At 37.0% G+C, this 17,463-nt stretch carries 20 protein-coding genes and 1 tRNA gene; 17 read left to right on the top strand and 4 right to left on the bottom strand.

All coding sequences use genetic code 11. The annotated features are described in order from the left end of the window. Window positions 1-4: 4 nt before the first annotated feature. Both ACZ430_RS03445 and ACZ430_RS03440 read right to left on the bottom strand, forming a co-directional pair. On the bottom strand, window positions 5-1,765 hold the full coding sequence (locus ACZ430_RS03445) for an aldehyde ferredoxin oxidoreductase N-terminal domain-containing protein (protein WP_297213047.1): 1,761 nt from the start codon (window positions 1,763-1,765) through the stop codon (window positions 5-7). Beyond that, complete coding sequence (locus ACZ430_RS03440) at window positions 1,762-2,157, bottom strand: 4Fe-4S binding protein (RefSeq protein WP_297213046.1); 396 nt, start codon at window positions 2,155-2,157, stop codon at window positions 1,762-1,764. Before ACZ430_RS03440 ends, ACZ430_RS03445 begins: the two co-directional genes overlap by 4 nt. A gap of 36 nt (window positions 2,158-2,193) precedes the next feature. Here ACZ430_RS03440 and ACZ430_RS03435 point away from each other — a divergent pair, with 36 nt between their 5' ends. From ACZ430_RS03435 to ACZ430_RS03420, 4 genes are read left to right on the top strand one after another with little or no spacing between them, the layout of a single operon-like run. Then, on the top strand, window positions 2,194-2,757 hold the full coding sequence (locus tag ACZ430_RS03435; RefSeq protein ID WP_464910694.1) for a phosphatase PAP2 family protein: 564 nt from the start codon (window positions 2,194-2,196) through the stop codon (window positions 2,755-2,757). Beyond that, entirely contained in the window at window positions 2,758-4,227 is a 1,470-nt protein-coding gene (locus tag ACZ430_RS03430) for an ArnT family glycosyltransferase (protein ID WP_464910766.1), read from the top strand. It abuts the gene before it with no gap. Between the two features lie 10 nt (window positions 4,228-4,237). Further along, window positions 4,238-5,182, top strand: coding sequence for a glycosyltransferase family 2 protein (locus ACZ430_RS03425; protein WP_297213042.1), 945 nt, complete (start codon window positions 4,238-4,240; stop codon window positions 5,180-5,182). Next, complete coding sequence (locus ACZ430_RS03420) at window positions 5,179-6,069, top strand: lysylphosphatidylglycerol synthase transmembrane domain-containing protein (protein ID WP_297213040.1); 891 nt, start codon at window positions 5,179-5,181, stop codon at window positions 6,067-6,069. The genes ACZ430_RS03425 and ACZ430_RS03420 overlap by 4 nt, the downstream gene beginning before the upstream one ends. On the opposite strand, the gene ACZ430_RS03415 is transcribed toward ACZ430_RS03420, so the two are convergent. Then, on the bottom strand, window positions 6,031-7,593 hold the full coding sequence (locus ACZ430_RS03415) for a sigma 54-interacting transcriptional regulator (RefSeq protein WP_297213038.1): 1,563 nt from the start codon (window positions 7,591-7,593) through the stop codon (window positions 6,031-6,033). The two genes, ACZ430_RS03420 and ACZ430_RS03415, sit on opposite strands and share 39 nt — an antisense overlap. Before the next feature lie 143 nt (window positions 7,594-7,736). On the opposite strand from ACZ430_RS03415, the gene mnmG reads away from it, so the two are divergent. The 13 genes from mnmG (at window position 7,737) to ACZ430_RS03350 (ending at window position 17,224) form a co-directional block, all read left to right on the top strand. Next, a complete protein-coding gene (gene mnmG, locus ACZ430_RS03410; protein WP_297213036.1) occupies window positions 7,737-9,611 on the top strand; it encodes a tRNA uridine-5-carboxymethylaminomethyl(34) synthesis enzyme MnmG in 1,875 nt (624 codons plus the stop codon). Then, window positions 9,599-10,261 carry a 16S rRNA (guanine(527)-N(7))-methyltransferase RsmG gene (gene rsmG, locus ACZ430_RS03405; protein WP_297213034.1) on the top strand — a complete coding sequence of 221 codons (663 nt, stop codon included), beginning with the start codon at window positions 9,599-9,601 and terminating at the stop codon, window positions 10,259-10,261. The genes mnmG and rsmG overlap by 13 nt, the downstream gene beginning before the upstream one ends. Continuing rightward, window positions 10,258-10,938, top strand: a complete 681-nt coding sequence (tsaB, locus tag ACZ430_RS03400) for a tRNA (adenosine(37)-N6)-threonylcarbamoyltransferase complex dimerization subunit type 1 TsaB (protein ID WP_297213032.1) — start codon at window positions 10,258-10,260, stop codon at window positions 10,936-10,938. Before rsmG ends, tsaB begins: the two co-directional genes overlap by 4 nt. Then, on the top strand, window positions 10,935-11,396 hold the full coding sequence (rimI, locus tag ACZ430_RS03395) for a ribosomal protein S18-alanine N-acetyltransferase (protein ID WP_297213030.1): 462 nt from the start codon (window positions 10,935-10,937) through the stop codon (window positions 11,394-11,396). The genes tsaB and rimI overlap by 4 nt, the downstream gene beginning before the upstream one ends. A 54-nt stretch (window positions 11,397-11,450) precedes the next feature. Beyond that, on the top strand, window positions 11,451-12,071 hold the full coding sequence (locus ACZ430_RS03390; RefSeq protein WP_297213028.1) for an MBL fold metallo-hydrolase: 621 nt from the start codon (window positions 11,451-11,453) through the stop codon (window positions 12,069-12,071). A 4-nt stretch (window positions 12,072-12,075) separates the two neighbouring features. Then, entirely contained in the window at window positions 12,076-12,876 is an 801-nt protein-coding gene (locus tag ACZ430_RS03385; protein ID WP_297213025.1) for a biotin--[acetyl-CoA-carboxylase] ligase, read from the top strand. Next, entirely contained in the window at window positions 12,876-13,631 is a 756-nt protein-coding gene (locus ACZ430_RS03380; RefSeq protein WP_297213023.1) for a type III pantothenate kinase, read from the top strand. Before ACZ430_RS03385 ends, ACZ430_RS03380 begins: the two co-directional genes overlap by 1 nt. After that, entirely contained in the window at window positions 13,628-14,068 is a 441-nt protein-coding gene (locus tag ACZ430_RS03375; RefSeq protein ID WP_297213022.1) for a universal stress protein, read from the top strand. Before ACZ430_RS03380 ends, ACZ430_RS03375 begins: the two co-directional genes overlap by 4 nt. Before the next feature lie 5 nt (window positions 14,069-14,073). Next, complete coding sequence (locus ACZ430_RS03370; RefSeq protein ID WP_297213020.1) at window positions 14,074-15,252, top strand: geranylgeranyl reductase family protein; 1,179 nt, start codon at window positions 14,074-14,076, stop codon at window positions 15,250-15,252. A gap of 35 nt (window positions 15,253-15,287) precedes the next feature. Further along, window positions 15,288-15,962, top strand: coding sequence for a Crp/Fnr family transcriptional regulator (locus ACZ430_RS03365; protein ID WP_297213018.1), 675 nt, complete (start codon window positions 15,288-15,290; stop codon window positions 15,960-15,962). Between the two features lie 95 nt (window positions 15,963-16,057). After that, window positions 16,058-16,774 (top strand): SIMPL domain-containing protein, encoded by a 717-nt coding sequence (locus ACZ430_RS03360; protein ID WP_297213016.1) that lies wholly within the window; start codon window positions 16,058-16,060, stop codon window positions 16,772-16,774. Beyond that, the gene (locus ACZ430_RS03355; protein ID WP_297213014.1) at window positions 16,765-17,049 is read left to right on the top strand and encodes a hypothetical protein; all 285 of its coding nucleotides are present in this window, start codon (window positions 16,765-16,767) and stop codon (window positions 17,047-17,049) included. Before ACZ430_RS03360 ends, ACZ430_RS03355 begins: the two co-directional genes overlap by 10 nt. Before the next feature lie 87 nt (window positions 17,050-17,136). Further along, window positions 17,137-17,224, top strand: a tRNA-Ser gene (locus ACZ430_RS03350). Between the two features lie 3 nt (window positions 17,225-17,227). On the opposite strand, the gene ACZ430_RS03345 is transcribed toward ACZ430_RS03350, so the two are convergent. Continuing rightward, entirely contained in the window at window positions 17,228-17,389 is a 162-nt protein-coding gene (locus ACZ430_RS03345; RefSeq protein WP_297213012.1) for a hypothetical protein, read from the bottom strand. Window positions 17,390-17,463 lie beyond the last annotated feature (74 nt).

Genomic DNA, 17,463 nt, shown 5'->3' with positions numbered 1-17,463 from the left:
GAAATTATAACAAACTTTTGATTTTTTCTTTTAGAAGGTCAATAATTTTTTGTGCTACTTCGGGGCTTAATTTACCTGTCGATGAGTTAATCTCAAATACTCTCTCTGGCAGTTTCAGTTTTTCAAGGTCAAAGCCGCATTTTATTTTAAATCGATATTTTTCTACATAAACCTCTTTTCCAACTTCAATTAATTTCTCTTGATTAAATTCATAACCAGCAAGCTTTAGACTCTTTATAACAACCTCGGGCGTATAAATTTCTCTTCCAAAGAAACAGATAACAAGGCTTGATAGAATCTGTCTCCATACCTCTTCATTGAATATCTTTTCGGCAAAATCTTCTTCGCTATAAGATTTAACCATAGCTTCTCTGTCAATAGCATAGCCAGCAGAGTCAAGATGGCTGTGTCTTGCCCCAAGAAGATAGCCAACATGAGCACCGTAACCTGTATGATAACCAGGCATTTCGTTTTTTCCGAAGGTAAGGGCAAAGTCTTCTCCTCCGTATATTGAAGAGGCATAATGAGCACCTTTTTGTACAGCTTTATAAAATTCGCCCTCACTGAAGACGATTTTTCTTATAAGCTCAATGTAATTGGCTACATTTCCCCATTGGGGAATTACTCCTTCTGTTAATTTTTCATTAATTATGCCTTTCTCAAAGGCTTCCGTTATCCAGGCAAGAACAACTCCTGTTGATATAGCATCAAGCCCCATGTCTTCAACTGTCTCAATTAGGGCTAAAACTCCCTCTGCTGAAGATATACCAAGCATTGTGCCGAGTGCATAAATTAACTCATAATCATAGGATAGATACACTGTTCTGTAAAAGTAGGGTTCGTCTTCGTAAGGCTTTCTCAGAGAAGCTAAATGAATACAGGCAACAGGACAGTGGGAGCAGGCAACTCTTCTTCCAAGATGTTTTTCTGCAAAGCTCTCTCCCGAGATACACTCAATGCCTTCAAGTTGAAGTTCTGTAAGATTTTTTACAGGTATGCCCTTTGAAAAACTCAGAGGAAGAACATTGGCAGGAGTGCCAAGTTCGTGGTATTTTTTCATTTTGTCAGATTTAGCAAGTTGTTCAAGAAGGCTTAGATAGAAATCTTTGTATTCCTTGAAATCTGTGACCTTTAAGTCTCTTTTGCCAGATATAACAAGGGCTTTTAGGTTTTTGCTTCCAAAAACAGCGCCTAAACCTAATCTGCCAAAATGTCTATAGGTTTCAAGAGTAACGCATGAATAGGTAACCTGTCTTTCTCCAGCAGGTCCTATCCTCATTATTGTTCTAAGCCCTGCACCGGGCTCTTGTCTTCTGATGAGGCTTCCAGAAGACATGCCCTCATCTAATCCCCAAAGCGTTGTTGCATCTTTGAAGGAAACTCTATCACCGTGAATTGCAATATAGCAGGGTCGGATACTTCTTCCCTTAATAACTATTGCACCATATCCAGCCATTCTTATGGCAATTGCGCTTCTACCTCCTGCATGAGATTCACCGAGATTTCCTGTGTGGGGAGACTTGAAAAGAGCAACTGTCTTAGATGCAATAGGAAAAAGGCCATTTAGGGGACCAACAGCAAAAACTATGGCGTTATCTGGAGAAAGAGGGTCAATGTCGTATTTACAGTTTTCATGTAAAAGTTTAATTGCTACTGCTGTGCCGCCAATGTATTTCTCAAATAAGTCCTCTCGGTTTTCCGTCCAGAACTTCCTTTTTGAGAGGTCGATATATAAGACTTTCTTTAAGCTGTCCTCTTTTATCATGTTCTTTTATACTCCAAAACCTTGTAATGACAACTTCTGGCACACTCGCCGCATTGAATACATATTACAGGTTTGTTTTTTTCTTTATTCCAGCCAATAGCATCAAGAATGCAAGCTTTAACGCAACTGCCGCATCCTGTGCATTTGTCCTCTTTGAGTAAGACACCACCGCCTTTTCTCGTTATTAAAGCGTCTTCGGGACAAGCACGTCCACAGGGTGGGTCTTCGCACCCTCTGCATACAAATACCGAAAAGCCCCTTGAAATTCCACCTTGAGACCGAACTTTTATGCAGGAACTTTCAACACCTACGGCAAGATGTGCCCTTCCACAGGCAAACATGCAGATGAGACAGCCCACGCACTTGTTAGCATCCTTTACGAAGACAGGCATAGTGAAATTATAACATGTTATAATTTCAGATTGATAATGGAAAGGGAAGTTCTACTTTTTTTTCATAAAACAATCGCTAATCCCCTTCTGGACTCTATAATGTATTTCTTTACTGACAAGGGTTGGATGCTTAGCATCCCTGTTTTTTTATTCTTAATGGTCTTTCTTTTGAGACAGAAAAATTATCTTGTTGCTTTATATCTAATCTCTTCTATGACAGTCGGTATTTTTATCTCCGACTGGCTTTCTGATGAGATAAAGTTTATATTTCACAGAACAAGACCTTGCTGGGAAATAGATTTTAGACACATAGTGGGATGCACAGGTTCATATAGTTTTCCTTCAAATCATGTCTCCAATGGATTTACAATTGCAACTATTTTCCTTTTTTTTCTGAGAAGATATGTATCTAATAGTTTTCTTAGAAAAATTTTTTATATCTATATCTCTGTAGTAGTTATCTCAGTATCTATTTCCAGGGTCTATCTGGGTGTTCATTATCCATCTGATGTTATTGGTGCTGCTTTAATTGGAATAGCTGTAGGAACAATATCTTACAAGGTAATCTTAAGGGTTAATTCATTGAAAGATTTGTTTTAAATTGTCATAAGCCTGTTTAGGATTTATTTCATTCTTCACGGACCAATTGACCTTTCTCCTGATGAAGCTCATTATTGGGAGTGGAGCAGAAGGCTTGACCTTAGTTACTATTCAAAAGGACCTGTTATTGCCTATCTTATTGCTCTGTCTACTTGGTTGTTTGGTGCTACTCCTTTTGGAGTAAGGATTTTTGCCGTTTTATTCTCCTTTTTGAGTAGTATGTTTGTTTACAAGACGGGTAAAAGATTATTCAATGAAAGGGTTGGATTTCTTAGTGGGATTCTTTTTCAGATAATCCCATTATTTTCTGCTTTAGGAGTTATATTTACTATTGACAGCCCCTTTATTTTACTCTGGACAGTATCAATGTATGTATTTTTACTCGCCCTTGAAAGAGGAGGAAGATATTGGGTATTTCTTGGCTTGTTCATAGGAGTTGGGCTTCTTACCAAGTATACGATGGCCTTTTTTTATTTATCGATGATTTTATACTTGATTAAGGCAAAGGATGACCCTTCCAAATTAAATCAAGCTCATAGAATAAGCGTTTTTAAGAATTTGTCTTTATATCTCTCAGTAGTTATTTCTGTAGTAGTTTTTTTGCCGGTGATAATATGGAACTTCCAGCATGACTGGGTAACACTTAAACATACTGCCGGTCAGGCTCATATCCAAGATGGATTGACGATTTCTATAAGATATTTGCTTGAGTTCATCGGCAGTCAGTTAATAGTTATATCTCCACTGTTATTTATCATTGGCCTTTATTTGCTTGTCAAGCCTTCACTTTTAAAGCTTGAGAAGAAAAAATATTGGTTTATGTTCTCCTTTTCTATGCCTATTTTAGCTTTTTTTCTACTCAAAAGCATTCAGGGCAAAGTTCAGGCAAACTGGGCAATGACTGCATATGTGCCGTTTATTTTTATTGTTGCTTACGCTTTTAACAAAGGAGTTTTTAAAAAAATAATAACTGCCTCATTTGTGATTGCTTCTCTTCTTACAATTCTCAGTTATGCAATCCCATACATCAATCTTCCCGCTAAGCTTGACCCTTCTTCAAGACTAAAAGGCTGGAGGGAACTTGGGCAAAAGGTATATTCAATAAAAGAGGAGATTAAAGGAAATGAAAAAGTGATAATATTTTCTGATAGATATCAAATCTCAAGTGAACTGGCTTTTTATGTCAAGGGACATCCTTTTGTTTACTGTATCAATCTTGGAAGAAGAATGAACCAATACGACCTATGGAATTCAATCAACGGGGAACTGGAAGGAAGCAAAAAAGTCCATGGCATTTACGTTGTTTACGGGATAAAAAAGGAACCTGAACCAGAAGTTCTATCTGCTTTTGCAAGATGCGAGCATGAAAATTTTACGGTCTTTCGGAAAAATGTTAAAATTAGAGATTATACGATTTTTAAATGTTTTGACTTCAAAGGCATGAATTTGAAAAGACCAGAGAGTTATTGAGGGAGTAATCGTGGAATTATCAGTAGTCATACCTCTTTACAACGAAGAAGAAAACATTGAGGAGCTTCACAAAAAACTATCGGATGCTCTCATTAGTCTTTCAATCTCCTATGAAATTATCTATGTCGACGACGGAAGTATGGATAACACGTTAAAACTTCTTGAAGAAATTCAAAAAAATGACGCTCACGTAGTAGTTCTTAGCTTTAGGAGAAATTTCGGACAAACCGCTGCCTTTGCTGCAGGCTTTGATTTTGCAAGAGGTGATGTAGTTATTACGATGGATGGAGACCTGCAAAATGACCCTGTTGATATACCCAAGCTTCTCGAGGCAATAAAAGATGCTGATTTGGTAAGTGGTTGGAGAAAGAGGAGAAAAGACCCATTTCTCTCGAGAAGACTGCCCTCAATAATAGCAAACTGGTTAATTGGCAAAGTAACGGGAGTAAGAATTCATGACTATGGTTGTTCTTTGAAAGCTTACAGAAGAGAAGTTGTTAAGAATTTGAGACTTTACGGAGAGATGCACAGATTTATTCCTGCCCTTGCAAGCTGGTATGGAGTAAAGATAAAAGAAGTTGAGGTTACCCACCAACCGAGATACAGAGGTAAGTCAAAATACGGAATAGGCAGAACAATAAAAGTCCTTCTTGACCTTGTGACTGTTAAATTTCTCCATAGTTTCTCAACGAAGCCCATTCAGTTTTTCGGACCAATTGGAGTTCTTTTCATGCTTGCCGGAGTTGCCATAGTCTCTTACTTACTCTTTCTTAAATTCTTTCATGGTGTTTCGATAGGTGGAAGACCGTTGTTACTGGGAGGATTTTTCTCTGTACTAATCGGGCTTAATTTTATTGGCATGGGTCTTCTCGGAGAGATGATAGTCAGAGTATATCATGAAACGCAGAAAAAGCCGATTTACATCCTCAAGAAAATCCTAGGACCGGGGGATTGAAAAAGTTTAAATTCATCCTTAGGCTTTCTGTAACTCTAATTCTCGTTTCCTATCTTATATTTAAGACGGACATCAAGAAATTATCAGATATTATAGTTGAAGCAAATATTCTATTTTTATTTATTGCATCATTGCTATATCTGTTTTCATCTTATCTGTCTACCCTTAGATGGAAGCTATTTGTTTGCACTGATTGTTCTTTAGCAATAAGAAAACTTTTCTCTATTTACATGGTAGGAACTTTTTTTAATATATTTTTACCTGGAATTATGGGCGGCGACTTAATGAGGATAATTATATTGAGAAAAATAACTGGCATAGGAGATGCGGTAGCTTCTGTTTTTCTTGAGAGATATATTGGCTTTTTTGCCTTATTATTTTTAGGTTTTATCTTTTTTCTGTTGTTTTACAGTTATATGCCTAAAAACGAGTTGATATTTCTTGTTCCTCTGTTATTTTTAATTTTTTCTTCTTTATCAATCTTCATTTTTGCTCTAAGAAAATTCTCTTTTTTTCGTTTGCTAATTGATTATTTCTACAAATTTAACAGCAAAGCTTTTTCGAAGGCTTTCTTATACTCCTTTATTATTCAGTTGATAGTAATGTTTTCAGTTTACCTAATCTTTTTGAGCATAGATGCTTCTGTCAGATTTTACGAAGTTGTTATTTATCTTCCCGTTATCATTGTTCTTACAACACTGCCCATATCAATATCGGGACTTGGAGTAAGAGAGTGGAGCTTTGTTCTGTTTTTTGGAGGAGCTTTAGGCAATGAAAAGGCAGTAGCTGTAGCTTTCTTATGGTTTCTCTCTGTAGCTTTTGCCTCTCTTTTAGGTGGGATAGAGTATCTAAGATTTAAGAATTTTTTTGATATGCCTAAGAAATAAAAAGCGCTTCAAATCGCGGAGATTGTTAGGAAACAGGTCTTTTTTCAACTTTTCTGCTATTTCCGCTTTTCCAAGGTCTTCTTCTATGCTTAAATTATACTTCTTCACAATCTCGTTTGCTATGTAAAAGACATCCTCTCTTCTTTCCCTTAAAGGAGGAATTCTGAAGAAAACAGGATTGAGAAGCTTGATTAGTTCTCCTGAAAAAGCTTCCTGAGCGACTTTGACTCTCAAGTCTTCCTTTCCTACAAGGATAAATTTAATGTCCTCAAACTCAACAGGTGTAATATCTCCCACTCGATAGAATTTTTTAGTCTTAAGTGCCCGTAAGAACTTGTCCTGAAATTCTCGGGGCATTATGTCAAAGTTTTTAATAACAAGAGTTCCGCCTTCAGCGTTTTTAAGTGCCCCTTTCTTGCCTTTTCTTCCCATATATCCTTCTTTAATTCCGAAGAATTCCTCCTCTAATGTTTCCTGTTCTATGTCAGAGAAAATCATTACAAACGGCTTGTCCTTTCGGGGATTGTCAGGAGCTGAGTGAAGGGCTGCTGCAAGTAGCCTTTTTCCGACAGCCCTTTCTCCGTAGATATAGATATTTCTGTCTTTTGCGTTTTCTTCAAATAGATTTTTGAGCATTGAGGCAAAAATAGAGTTTTTGCTTTCGAATTTGAATTGTCTAAATACATATACGCTTTCTGTTGAGAATTGTATGTCTTCAATAACATTCAACTCTTTTGCAACGGCTAAAAATCTATCCATGGCGCTTTGTAAAAATTCGAGCGAATCTGTTTCTTTTATGCGAAAGTATCTTTTTGAAAGTTCAAGAAAAAGCTCTCGGTTGTCAACTACTGAGGGAAACATCAATGCCTGACAGCCATAGGTTGCCAGGTCTGAGATTAAGGCCAAATCAAAACAACTCTGAAGTGACGAACCTCTCGGAGGCACTGAGCTTTTTAAGTCTTTTCCTCCATCTTCGGGGAAAATTCTATTTAAAATATTCACAACCTCTCTGAAAGGTGGACATAATATGTTTCTCTTAAGCGCTTCGATATTATTTGTACCAAAAACAGATTGTTCGAGAAATACCCTGTCTTCAAGGGGAAGTTTAATGAGAAAAGGAATTATGCTTCTGTATGCGGGGAATTCATTTATCATAAAAAGCATTCCAAGGCAGGGAAGAAGACCTGCGAAGAAGGCTTCGTCTTTGTGAATATGGGGAAGTTTTTGAACTATGAGAGTTGCTGTCTCTGCGCTGAGAATTCCATATATCCATATATTTAGCTCTTCCTCATCTAAAAAAAGGTCACTTTCAAGAATTATCTGCTCTATTTTCTTTGTTCCAAGATAATTTATCATCTGAGAAAAATTCGTTATCTCTGTCTTACCGCAGGGAGAATTGACTGTATGAAAAATACGGTAGGCAATCATAGGGTCATATTTGATAAGAGAAGAAAACTTCTCAGGATTTTCTTCAAGAAGCTCTCTAAATCTGGCAATAGTATGCCTAAAAACTGGTAAACTCATGCATATATTATAATAAAATAAGATACAAAAATAAAGGTAAAGAGTTGAAATTTTCGCCATTTTATAAGTGCTTATCAAAATAAAGTCTAACAAGAATGGTAGGCTTTTAAATAAGAAGGTTTCAGAATTTTAACGGAGGAACGATGTATAAAGAGAAAGATTTCGATGTAATAGTTGTAGGAGCAGGGCATGCAGGCTGTGAAGCAGCAGTTGCATCTGCTAAAATGGGGCTTCAGACAGCTCTCTTTACGATTTATCTTGAGACAATTGCCCAACTAAGCTGTAATCCGGCTATAGGCGGACTTGCAAAGGGACATCTGGTAAGAGAGATTGACGCTCTTGGTGGGATAATGGCAAAGGTTACAGACATGGCTGGAATACAGTTCAGAATGCTCAACCGCTCAAAAGGTCCTGCCGTATGGTCTCTAAGGGCGCAGGCAGACCGAATACTTTACAATGTCTATATGCGAAAGCTTTTGGAGGAGACAGAAAATCTTGCGATAAAGCAAGCAATGGTTGAGGAGATTTTAGTGGAGGGAGGAAGAGTAAAGGGAGTTACCACTTCTCTTGGAGTATTTTATGGAGCTAAGGCAGTAATAATAACGCCGGGCACTTTTTTAAATGGTCTCATTCATATAGGTTCTGAATCTTTCGAAGCTGGCAGAGCAGGAGAGTTCGCTTCCAAAAGATTATCCGAGTCAATAAGAAAAATCGGGCTAAAAATGGGACGCCTTAAGACAGGCACGCCACCAAGGATAGATGCAAAAACAATAGATTTTTCTAAAACAGAACAGCAGTGGGGAGACCTTCCACCTATACCATTTTCCTACTCCACAAAGGAGATTACCAATCCGCAGGTTCCCTGCTACATAACATATACCAACGAAAGAACACATGAGATAATAATTAATAACCTTGACCGTTCGCCCCTTTATGGAGGAAAGATAAAGGGTATAGGACCGAGATATTGCCCTTCAATAGAGGATAAAGTAGTTAAATTCAGAGAAAAACCGAGACACCAAGTTTTTTTAGAGCCGGAAGGTTTAAGCAGAAAAGAGTATTATGCAAACGGCATATCAACCTCTTTGCCCTACGATGTGCAGGTCTCGCTTGTGAGGAGTATTCCGGGGCTTGAAGAGGCCGATATAATGAGACCCGGATATGCAATTGAGTATGACTTTGTCTATCCTACGCAGATAAGGCATACGCTTGAAGTGAAAGGGATAGAAGGCCTTTATCTGGCAGGACAGATAAACGGAACGAGTGGTTATGAGGAGGCCGCTGCACAGGGGCTTATGGCAGGTATAAATGCTGCCCTCAAAATAAAAGGACAGCCACCTTTTATACTAAGACGAGATGAAGCATACATTGGTGTTCTCATTGATGACCTTGTGACAAAAGGAACGCAAGAACCTTACAGAATGTTTACGTCAAGGGCAGAATACAGGTTGCTTCTCAGACACGACAATGCAGACTTAAGATTAAGAGACTACGGATACAGATTAGGCCTTTTAGATGAAGAAACATACGACTGCTTTAGAAGAAAAAAGGAAACTCTTGAGACAGAGATAAAAAGACTCAAGACAACGACGATAAAACCTTCGGAGGAGCTTAACAGAGCTCTAATTGAAGCAGGAACAACTCCTATTGAAGAGGCTGTTTTTATTGACAAAATTCTTAAAAGACCCGAGATAGATTATGGCTTCATAAAAAAATTTACTCCACCCGAAATAGAGATAGAAAGAGAAATAGAAGAGCTTGTAGAAATTCACATAAAGTATGAGGGCTATATTGCAAAGCAGATGGAACTTGTTGAGAGAATGAAACAGTTTGAGGAGAAACTCATACCTGAAGGTTTTGATTTTAATATCCCCGGCCTTTCAAGGGAGGTTATTCAAAAGCTTAATGAAGTATCTCCCCGAACTATTGGTCAAGCAATGAGAATACCCGGCGTAACGCCTGCGGCAATTTCAATTCTCATGGTAGCCCTACAAAAAGGCATGGCATGCAGAAGATAGAAGAATTTTTTAGAGAGCATATTAATAGCGAGAATTTTTTAGAGTTAAAGCTGCCGGTCAATCAAGAAGAGATGAATACTTTAATTGATAAATTCATGATTTATCTGAAAGAGTTGAAAAAATGGAATAAGTCATACAATCTTACATCAATAGATAATGAAAGAGAAATAATTATCAAGCATTTCTTGGATTCTTTGCTTTATCTGTGTTATATTCCTCAGAAATTTGCTTATATTGCTGATATAGGCTCAGGTGCAGGATTTCCAGGGATGCCAATAGCTATTGCAAGACCTTATCTTCATGTTACACTTATTGAACCATCATGGAAAAAATGTGCCTTTCTAAAAAACATCAAAAGAAAAATAGGTATAAAAAATGTTGACGTCCTTCAGGGAAAGGCAGAAGAGGTTGATAAAACTTACGATATCATAACTACCAGAGCATTGTGGAGCATAAAGGATTTCGTTAAGAGATGTAATGCCTTGCTCAAAGAGGAAGGATATTTTATCGTGAGTAAGTCATGGAGATATGAGGAGGAAATAAAAGAGCTATCTGAAGAATATAGGTTTGAAATAAAGGAGTTTATTCTTCCAGCTACAGAAGTTTCATGTAGAGAACATAAAAGATTTATAATCAAGATAGGAAAATGAGAGTTTTAGGTTTAGATACATCTACAAAATATGCTGGAGTTGCAGTGGTTGAGGAGGGTAAATTATTAGCTCAAGCTTCCCTTCAGTTTATGGCATCGCACTCGGAGAAGCTTATTCCTGAGATAGCTCATACCCTTGAAATCATGAAAATACCACTGGAAAGCATTGACATTTATGCCGTTACCATAGGCCCGGGTTCTTTCACAGGGCTTAGGGTTGCCATAAGCACTGTAAAGGGGCTATCCTTTGTTACCGGAAAAAAAATTGCGCCTCTTTCTACTCTTGAGGTTATGGCAAGAGGTTTACCACTTACTGATTTCTGTATTTGTCCTATGCTTGATGCCAGAAAAAATGAGGTATATGCGGCGCTTTTTAAATGGAAAGATGGTGTTTTAATTAGATTAAGGGAAGATTCAGTCCTTAAGCCTGAAAGACTTGCTGAATGGATAAGCGAAAAAACGGTCTTTATAGGAGATGGTGCTTCTCTGTACAGAGACAAACTTCTTAATACTTTGTCCGACAAAGTCTTTTTTACTGATTCTATCTACAATGTTCCCTTGCCAGCAATAGTGGCGCTTATGGGAGAAGAAAAAGCTAAGAGAGGTGAATTATTATCGGCAAAAACTCTTGCTCCCCTTTATCTAAGAAAGTCAGAAGCGGAAATTAAGTTTGGATGAAAATAAGAGCTTTTCAAGAAACAGACCTCCCGGCTATTTTAAAAATCGCCGAAGAAAGTTTCTCTTTACCATGGTCTCTTAAGTCTTTTCAAGAAGAGATTGCAAGTAGAATTTCTCAATTAAAAGTAGCTGAGCTGAGCGGTGAAGTCGTAGGATATGTTTTATACAGGACTGTTACTGATGAGGCAGAAATTCTCTCTATAGCAGTTAAACCAGAAAAGAGAAAAAAAGGAATTGCCACAGCTTTACTTAAAGAGGCATTAAGGGACATAGAAAAAACTGCAAATGTGTGTTTTCTTGAAGTAAGGGTTTCAAATAAAGAGGCAATAGGGCTTTATGCAAAAGTAGGATTTAAAATAGCGGGGTTAAGAAAAAAATACTATCTATTTCCTGAAGAAGATGCCTTTGTAATGGAATATCCATGCAAGCCGAGTAAAAGAACAGAAAATTTGTTGTGACCTCACTTAAAAATTTTGTATCATATATGCAAAAGCATTCTCAGGAGGTGTGTAATGATAGAAAACATTAAATGGTTGGGACATGACACCTTTAAAATTACTGGCGAGATAGTGATATATACAGACCCGTTTAAAATTAAACATAATGACAGGGCTGATATAATTTTAATTACCCACGAACATTATGACCATTTCAGCCCTGAGGATATAAAAAAATTGATAGGACCTGAAACGGTTGTTGTTATTCCTGAGGACTGTTCGGGCAAGATTGATGCTAAGGAAGCTGTCGTAAAACCAGGAGACAGATTAACGGTAAAGGGAGTTGAAATAGAAGTAGTACCTTCTTACAACACAAACAAAAAGTTTCATCCTAAGGAAAAAGGTTGGGTGGGGTATATTTTTAAAGTCGGAGGTAAAAGAGTATATATCGCTGGAGATACCGATTATATTCCTGAAATGAAAGATTTTAAGGATATAGACATAGCCTTACTGCCAGTGTCTGGGACGTACGTAATGGATGCTGAAGAAGCTGTGCAAGCTGCCCTTGATATTAAACCTAAGATTGCTATTCCTATGCATTATGGTAGTATAGTGGGTTCTGAAAAAGATGCCCAATATTTCGCTGATAAGTTAAAAGGTAAAGTAGAAGTAATAATTCTAACACCAGAGAGGTAATTTTATGGAATTCACAGCAGAGAATTTAAAGAAAGAGCTTAATTCAAAAATTTCTGAAGTGGGAAAAGAGATTTTCATATACGACGAAGTGGAGTCAACGAATAGCGTTGCCTATGAGCTTTTAAAGAAAGGATATCCTTCTGGAACAGTTGTAATTGCAGATAGGCAGACCAAAGGAAAAGGCAGGCTTGGAAGGAAATGGATATCTCCAGCTGGAAAAAATCTGTATATGAGCATAGCTGTCAAGCCAAACATTACTCCTAAATATGCTACCATGATAACTCTCACAAGCGTAGTGGCCTGCACCACAGCTTTAAGAAGACACACAGATATTGCGGTGCTAATTAAGTGGCCAAATGATATGCTTGTTGACCACAAAAAAGTAGGCGGTATCCTTTCGGAGATTAAAATCGAAGGTGAAAAAATAAAGGCCGCTGTTGTAGGTATTGGTATAAACGTCAACATGACCGAAGAGGACATTCCCGAAGAGATAAAAGACATAGCCACATCGCTCAGAATTTGCAAGGGAGAAGAATTTTCTCGGGCGCTTTTAGCAGTAGAAATTATAAAAGAGTTTGACAAATGGTATCAACTTCTTGAAAAGAAAAACAGAAAGACCATTATAGACAGATGGATGCAATTGAGTGGCACCATTGGAAGACAGGTAAAAATTGTTTTGACTGAAAGAGAAATAATAGCAACTGCTGAGGCAATAGATGAAGAAGGCAGGCTAATAGTGAAACTATCCGATGGAACTTATGAAAAAATAAGTGCTGGTGATGTGACTCTTCTTAGAGCTAAGTAATGCTCTATGCTGTAAAAATAGGAAATTCAAATATAGCAATCTCCCTTTTTCAAAATCCCCTTGAGAGAAACTCTATTCTCCTTATTAATGAACCTATCGCTACTTTTGACTGGCATAATTTAAAGAGTAAAATTGAGCTTAAAAAGCCATGTGTCATATGTTCTGTTGTGCCCAGCGTAACAGAAAAGTTTTTAGATAAGGTTAGCAATTATTTCACAGAAATTTTGATTGTCAGTCATAAAGTAACTACAGGTCTGATTTTACTGGTTGACAATCCTGAAAAACTTGGAGCAGACCGAATTGCCTGTTGTGTGGCTGCTTATGAATTATTTAAAGATTCAACAGCTGTTGTAGATTTAGGCACAGCAACTACCATAACCATTGTATCGGACAGAGGGGAAATATTAGGTGGAACAATTATGCCTGGTCTTCAGACAATGACCAGAGCATTAAGGGAAAATACAGCTCTTTTGCCTATGGTGACTTTAGATGATAAATTTGAAGTTCCTGGCAGGAATACCGAGTCAGCCATTAAAGGAGGAATAATATTAGGAACTGCTCGGGCTGTTGAAGGTTTGATAGAAGAAATTGAAAATTCTTTAAATAAAAATCTGAAAGTTGTTGTAACTGGCGGTAATTTTAATCTTATTACACACTATCTAACAATCCCTCATATTTTACAACCCTCTCTTGTATTTGAGGGTATGAGATTGATATACTTAAAAAACATTAATAAATTTAGGAGGGTGTTATGAAGTTTCAAAGAATTCTTCTGCCTACCGATTTTTCTGACGAGTCTTTGTATGCTCTTTCCTATGCCGTAGACCTTGCGAAAATGTTCAATGCAAAGCTCTATCTTCTCCATATCATCTACGATATTGAGAAGGCATCAAATCTTCACATTCCACATCCATCAATAACAGAGCTTTACAAAGACCTTGAAACCCATGCAAAGAGAAATCTGGATTCCTTTGGTATCGACATGCGTGAGGACCTGAAAAACGTAGAGACTGTTGTAAAGAGAGGTATTCCCTATGAGGAGATAATTCAATTTGCCACAGCTAACAATGTCGATTTAATAATAATTGGAACACTTCCAAGAAGCGGAGTGGAGAGATTTTTCGTGGGCAGCACAACTCAAAGAGTAATAAGAAATGCTCCATGTCCTGTGCTTGTGGTTACTAAAAAATAGATGTAATGAATGTTGATGTTTTAGTTGTTGGCGGAGGGCCTGCAGGAGCCTCTGCGGCAAGATTTCTCTCAGTAAAGGGAATAAGGACTGCTTTAGTTGAGAAAAATTTTTCTTTCCATAAACCCTGTGGAGGAGGAATACCCTCTGCAGGGTTAAAAGAACTCGGTTTACTTGAGGATATTGAAAAATCAATTTCCTTCAACAGAATTAAAAAAATCAAAATAGTTCCACCATTTTCTTCACCAATAGAGGTCGACTTTGTAGGAGGAGAAATATTAATCTTTAATCGTGCAGATTTTGATAATTTTTTGAGACAAAAAGCAAAAGACAGTGGTGCAGAGGTAATAGAGGCTGAGCTCTTAGATATAAGACAATTAAAAGACAGTTTTGCTTCCACTGTAAAAAATAAGAATGGCGAGAACTTTAAGATTATCTCAAAATACATAATTGCAGCTGACGGTGTTAATTCGAGAGTGTGTTCGCTTCTGGCTATGGAAAAGCCTGATTTTTATTGGACAGTCAGTCTTCAACTACCAGAAATTTTAATCAGTCAAAGAGATACCGTAGAGTTTTGGTTTGGAAGTTCCCATGCTTCCTATTTTTATTCGTGGGTGTTTCCAGGAAGGGGATATTTATCAGTAGGAACTGGCTCGGAAAACATTCGTAAAGTTAGTCTTCTCATAGAAAACTTTATTCAGAAGAGATTTTCTGTTAGCTTTCAGGAAATAAAAAATAACTGTTCCGTAAGACTGAGGGCATATAGAATCCCGAGGTGGAAAAAAAGAGAATTCTTTAAAGATAGAATTCTTTTTTGCGGAGATGCAATGGGATTTACCATGCCTGTGTCTTTTGAAGGAATATACTATGCTATGAAGTCTGGCCAGTTTGCTGCTGAAGCTATTGGAAAAGACAATCCCGAGATATATGCAAAGTTATGGAATAAGCGTTTTCTAAGAGAATTCAACATTATGAAGAATTTTCAGGATAGAATGTTTGGAGATGACAGAAAAATTGACGAATGGTTAAATCTGCATAGAGATAGAGAAATTCAGCAATTAGCTATGGCTTTGTGGTTAAGGAAAGAACATGGCAGACAGTTGCTACCGTTATATCTAAAGGCTTTTCAAAAATTTTTATTAAGGCTTTCTTTAAGCAAATTAAAATCGGTTAGAGGCGAAGTGTAACTTGACGGAGTAAAGCTTTTTTGATAAATTTTAATATGTCTAATTTAGAAATTTTAAAAATTCTTAAAGAAATTCCGCTTTTTCAAGCTCTTTCTGAAGAACATCTCTCTATGATTTCTGATGGTTTTATAACGAAAAAATTCGAAAAGGATAAAATTATTTTTTATCAATACGAAAAAAGCACCGAACTATATGTAATTCTAAGAGGTTCTGTCAAGGCCTGTCTTTTAGACCTTGAAGGCAAGGAGTTAATACTGCATATTTTTAAAAGGGGAGATTTCTTTGGCGAGTTAAGTCTTCTTGATGGAAGACCTCGTTCTGCCACTCTCATAGCAGTTGAAGACTCTACTGTTGGAATTTTAAAGAGGGAAAAGTTTATAAAACTTCTTGAGAAAACTCCGTCAATTGCGGTTTCTATGCTTTCTGCTATTGTGGAAAGACTTAGAATGACCGATGAGATGCTTGGGGCAATGGCTTTTTTAGATGTAAGTAAAAGAATAATAAAATATCTATTAAAACTTGCAGAAAGGGAAGGAATAAAAACTGATGATGGAAGAATTAAGATAAAAAAGATGACTCACCGACAGCTTGCCTCATGCACTGGTGCTTCAAGAGAGGCTGTAACAAAGGCTTTTAAGATATTGAAATTTAGAGGAATTTTGAAGGAAGACGATGAATTTTTTATTGTTTCACCGAAGATTGAGTGGTAATGTCTCTTTGGTCAAGATAGTTAAATTTACCTTTAATCAGAATGCTAAATTCTTTGCTTGCGCAAAGATAGCTTTTTATCAAAAAGGAGGAGAAGATGAAAGGCATGATATTTTCAATTGGTTTTCTTTTATTATTAACAGCTTTTACATCCCTGTATGCAGAGGAGAAAGAGTATGAATTTACTCGTATTTCCGTAACTCTTGAGGAAAGAAAGGAGCTTACCCCTGATATTCTAAGTATGACTTTAGGAGTTAACGCCAATGCAGTTAAGGAGGCAGATGTTATAAATATGCTTGGTAGCGTTGATAAAGCAATTAGGACTCTTAATTTGAACTACAAAGGCGGAAGTTATTCAGTCTATAAAAACTGCTGGTGGGAAAAAGATAAAAGAAAATGCTCGGGATATAAAGGTGAGATTGGTTATTCCTTTGAGTTAAAGGATTCAAAAGAGCAAAATAAGGTTCTTGAAGTGATTGACGAGTTTAAAGAAAAGTATGGAGAAAGACTTAATTACACAGTATCCCATCCTCAATGGATTATCTCAGAGAAAAAGACAAAAGAAACAGAAAATGAGCTTAAACTTGATATGATTGATACGGCAATTAATTTCGCAAAGAGAGCAGGTGAAAGACTTGGCAAAAAATGTTCTATTTCAAGCATTAATTACGATGTGCGAAGACCTACCTGGGAACCTCCTTTCTTATACAGAGCAGCACCTGTTATGGAGAAAGCTTCCATTGAGGCTCCAGAGCCTAAAAAGGAAGATAAAGCTGTTAACATAAAAGCATCGGTAGGCTATATATGCAGGTAAACTATTACTTAGCTTCTCACGATTTTTTCTGCTATATGGCTGGAGAAAAAATAAAAACTCCATTTAATCTATCTTTCTTTTATATATGCGGGGATGGGAGATTTCCTTTAAGGGCAGATACAGGAAACTCAGAAGGAGCAATAGAACTTTTAGAAAGAATAGATAAGGATTATAATAGCAGGCTTAATATGCTCACAAAACCACTTTTTTATGGAAAGACTGAAAAGATAAAAAAGCAAAAGAACTTTATAAGTCACTTCCCGAGGAGCTTATGAAAACTAAGAATAAGCTTTATATAGGGTTTTTAACTGAAATAGAGGGCATTATCAAGAAATTCTAAGGATGTTATAATATTAATACACGGAGAGGTGCCAGAGTGGCCGATTGGGGCGGTCTCGAAAACCGCTGTGGGGTTTATCCTCACCGAGGGTTCAAATCCCTCCCTCTCCGTTTCTATTTGTTTTTCTCTTCCCTTTCTTCTTCGTTATCTTCGGTTTTAACTGTAACATCTTTCACAAAATCAGGACATTTCTGCCCTGCTTTAAGAGAAAACTGTTTCTGACAGGTTGACCTCCATGCACATACTAAGCACATTGGTTTTTGTTGGTCTTTCATTTTCTTCCTCCCATCCTCTTTTTTCGATTACAAACCCCATATTTTCACTTTTTAGAGAATTTATCTATAAGGTT

The organism is Thermodesulfovibrio sp. TK500a (assembly GCF_055381765.1).
Note: the sequence above shows the minus strand (reverse complement) of the source record. Positions and strands in the feature narration are given on the sequence as shown.

Bases quoted from the DNA above. Each gene is read 5' to 3' on its own strand.
- ACZ430_RS03370 (WP_297213020.1), top strand. From the start codon at position 14,074: ATGAATGTTGATGTTTTAGTTGTTGGCGGAGGGCCTGCAGGAGCCTCT.
- ACZ430_RS03365 (WP_297213018.1), top strand. From the start codon at position 15,288: ATGTCTAATTTAGAAATTTTAAAAATTCTTAAAGAAATTCCGCTTTTT.
- ACZ430_RS03385 (WP_297213025.1), top strand. From the start codon at position 12,076: ATGGAATTCACAGCAGAGAATTTAAAGAAAGAGCTTAATTCAAAAATT.
- rimI (WP_297213030.1), top strand. From the start codon at position 10,935: ATGAAAATAAGAGCTTTTCAAGAAACAGACCTCCCGGCTATTTTAAAA.
- ACZ430_RS03440 (WP_297213046.1), bottom strand. From the start codon at position 2,157: ATGCCTGTCTTCGTAAAGGATGCTAACAAGTGCGTGGGCTGTCTCATC.
- mnmG (WP_297213036.1), top strand. From the start codon at position 7,737: ATGTATAAAGAGAAAGATTTCGATGTAATAGTTGTAGGAGCAGGGCAT.
- ACZ430_RS03435 (WP_464910694.1), top strand. From the start codon at position 2,194: ATGGAAAGGGAAGTTCTACTTTTTTTTCATAAAACAATCGCTAATCCC.
- ACZ430_RS03415 (WP_297213038.1), bottom strand. From the start codon at position 7,593: ATGAGTTTACCAGTTTTTAGGCATACTATTGCCAGATTTAGAGAGCTT.
- ACZ430_RS03380 (WP_297213023.1), top strand. From the start codon at position 12,876: ATGCTCTATGCTGTAAAAATAGGAAATTCAAATATAGCAATCTCCCTT.
- ACZ430_RS03445 (WP_297213047.1), bottom strand. From the start codon at position 1,765: ATGATAAAAGAGGACAGCTTAAAGAAAGTCTTATATATCGACCTCTCA.
- ACZ430_RS03390 (WP_297213028.1), top strand. From the start codon at position 11,451: ATGATAGAAAACATTAAATGGTTGGGACATGACACCTTTAAAATTACT.
- ACZ430_RS03375 (WP_297213022.1), top strand. From the start codon at position 13,628: ATGAAGTTTCAAAGAATTCTTCTGCCTACCGATTTTTCTGACGAGTCT.
- ACZ430_RS03345 (WP_297213012.1), bottom strand. From the start codon at position 17,389: ATGAAAGACCAACAAAAACCAATGTGCTTAGTATGTGCATGGAGGTCA.
- rsmG (WP_297213034.1), top strand. From the start codon at position 9,599: ATGCAGAAGATAGAAGAATTTTTTAGAGAGCATATTAATAGCGAGAAT.
- ACZ430_RS03355 (WP_297213014.1), top strand. From the start codon at position 16,765: ATGCAGGTAAACTATTACTTAGCTTCTCACGATTTTTTCTGCTATATG.
- ACZ430_RS03360 (WP_297213016.1), top strand. From the start codon at position 16,058: ATGAAAGGCATGATATTTTCAATTGGTTTTCTTTTATTATTAACAGCT.
- tsaB (WP_297213032.1), top strand. From the start codon at position 10,258: ATGAGAGTTTTAGGTTTAGATACATCTACAAAATATGCTGGAGTTGCA.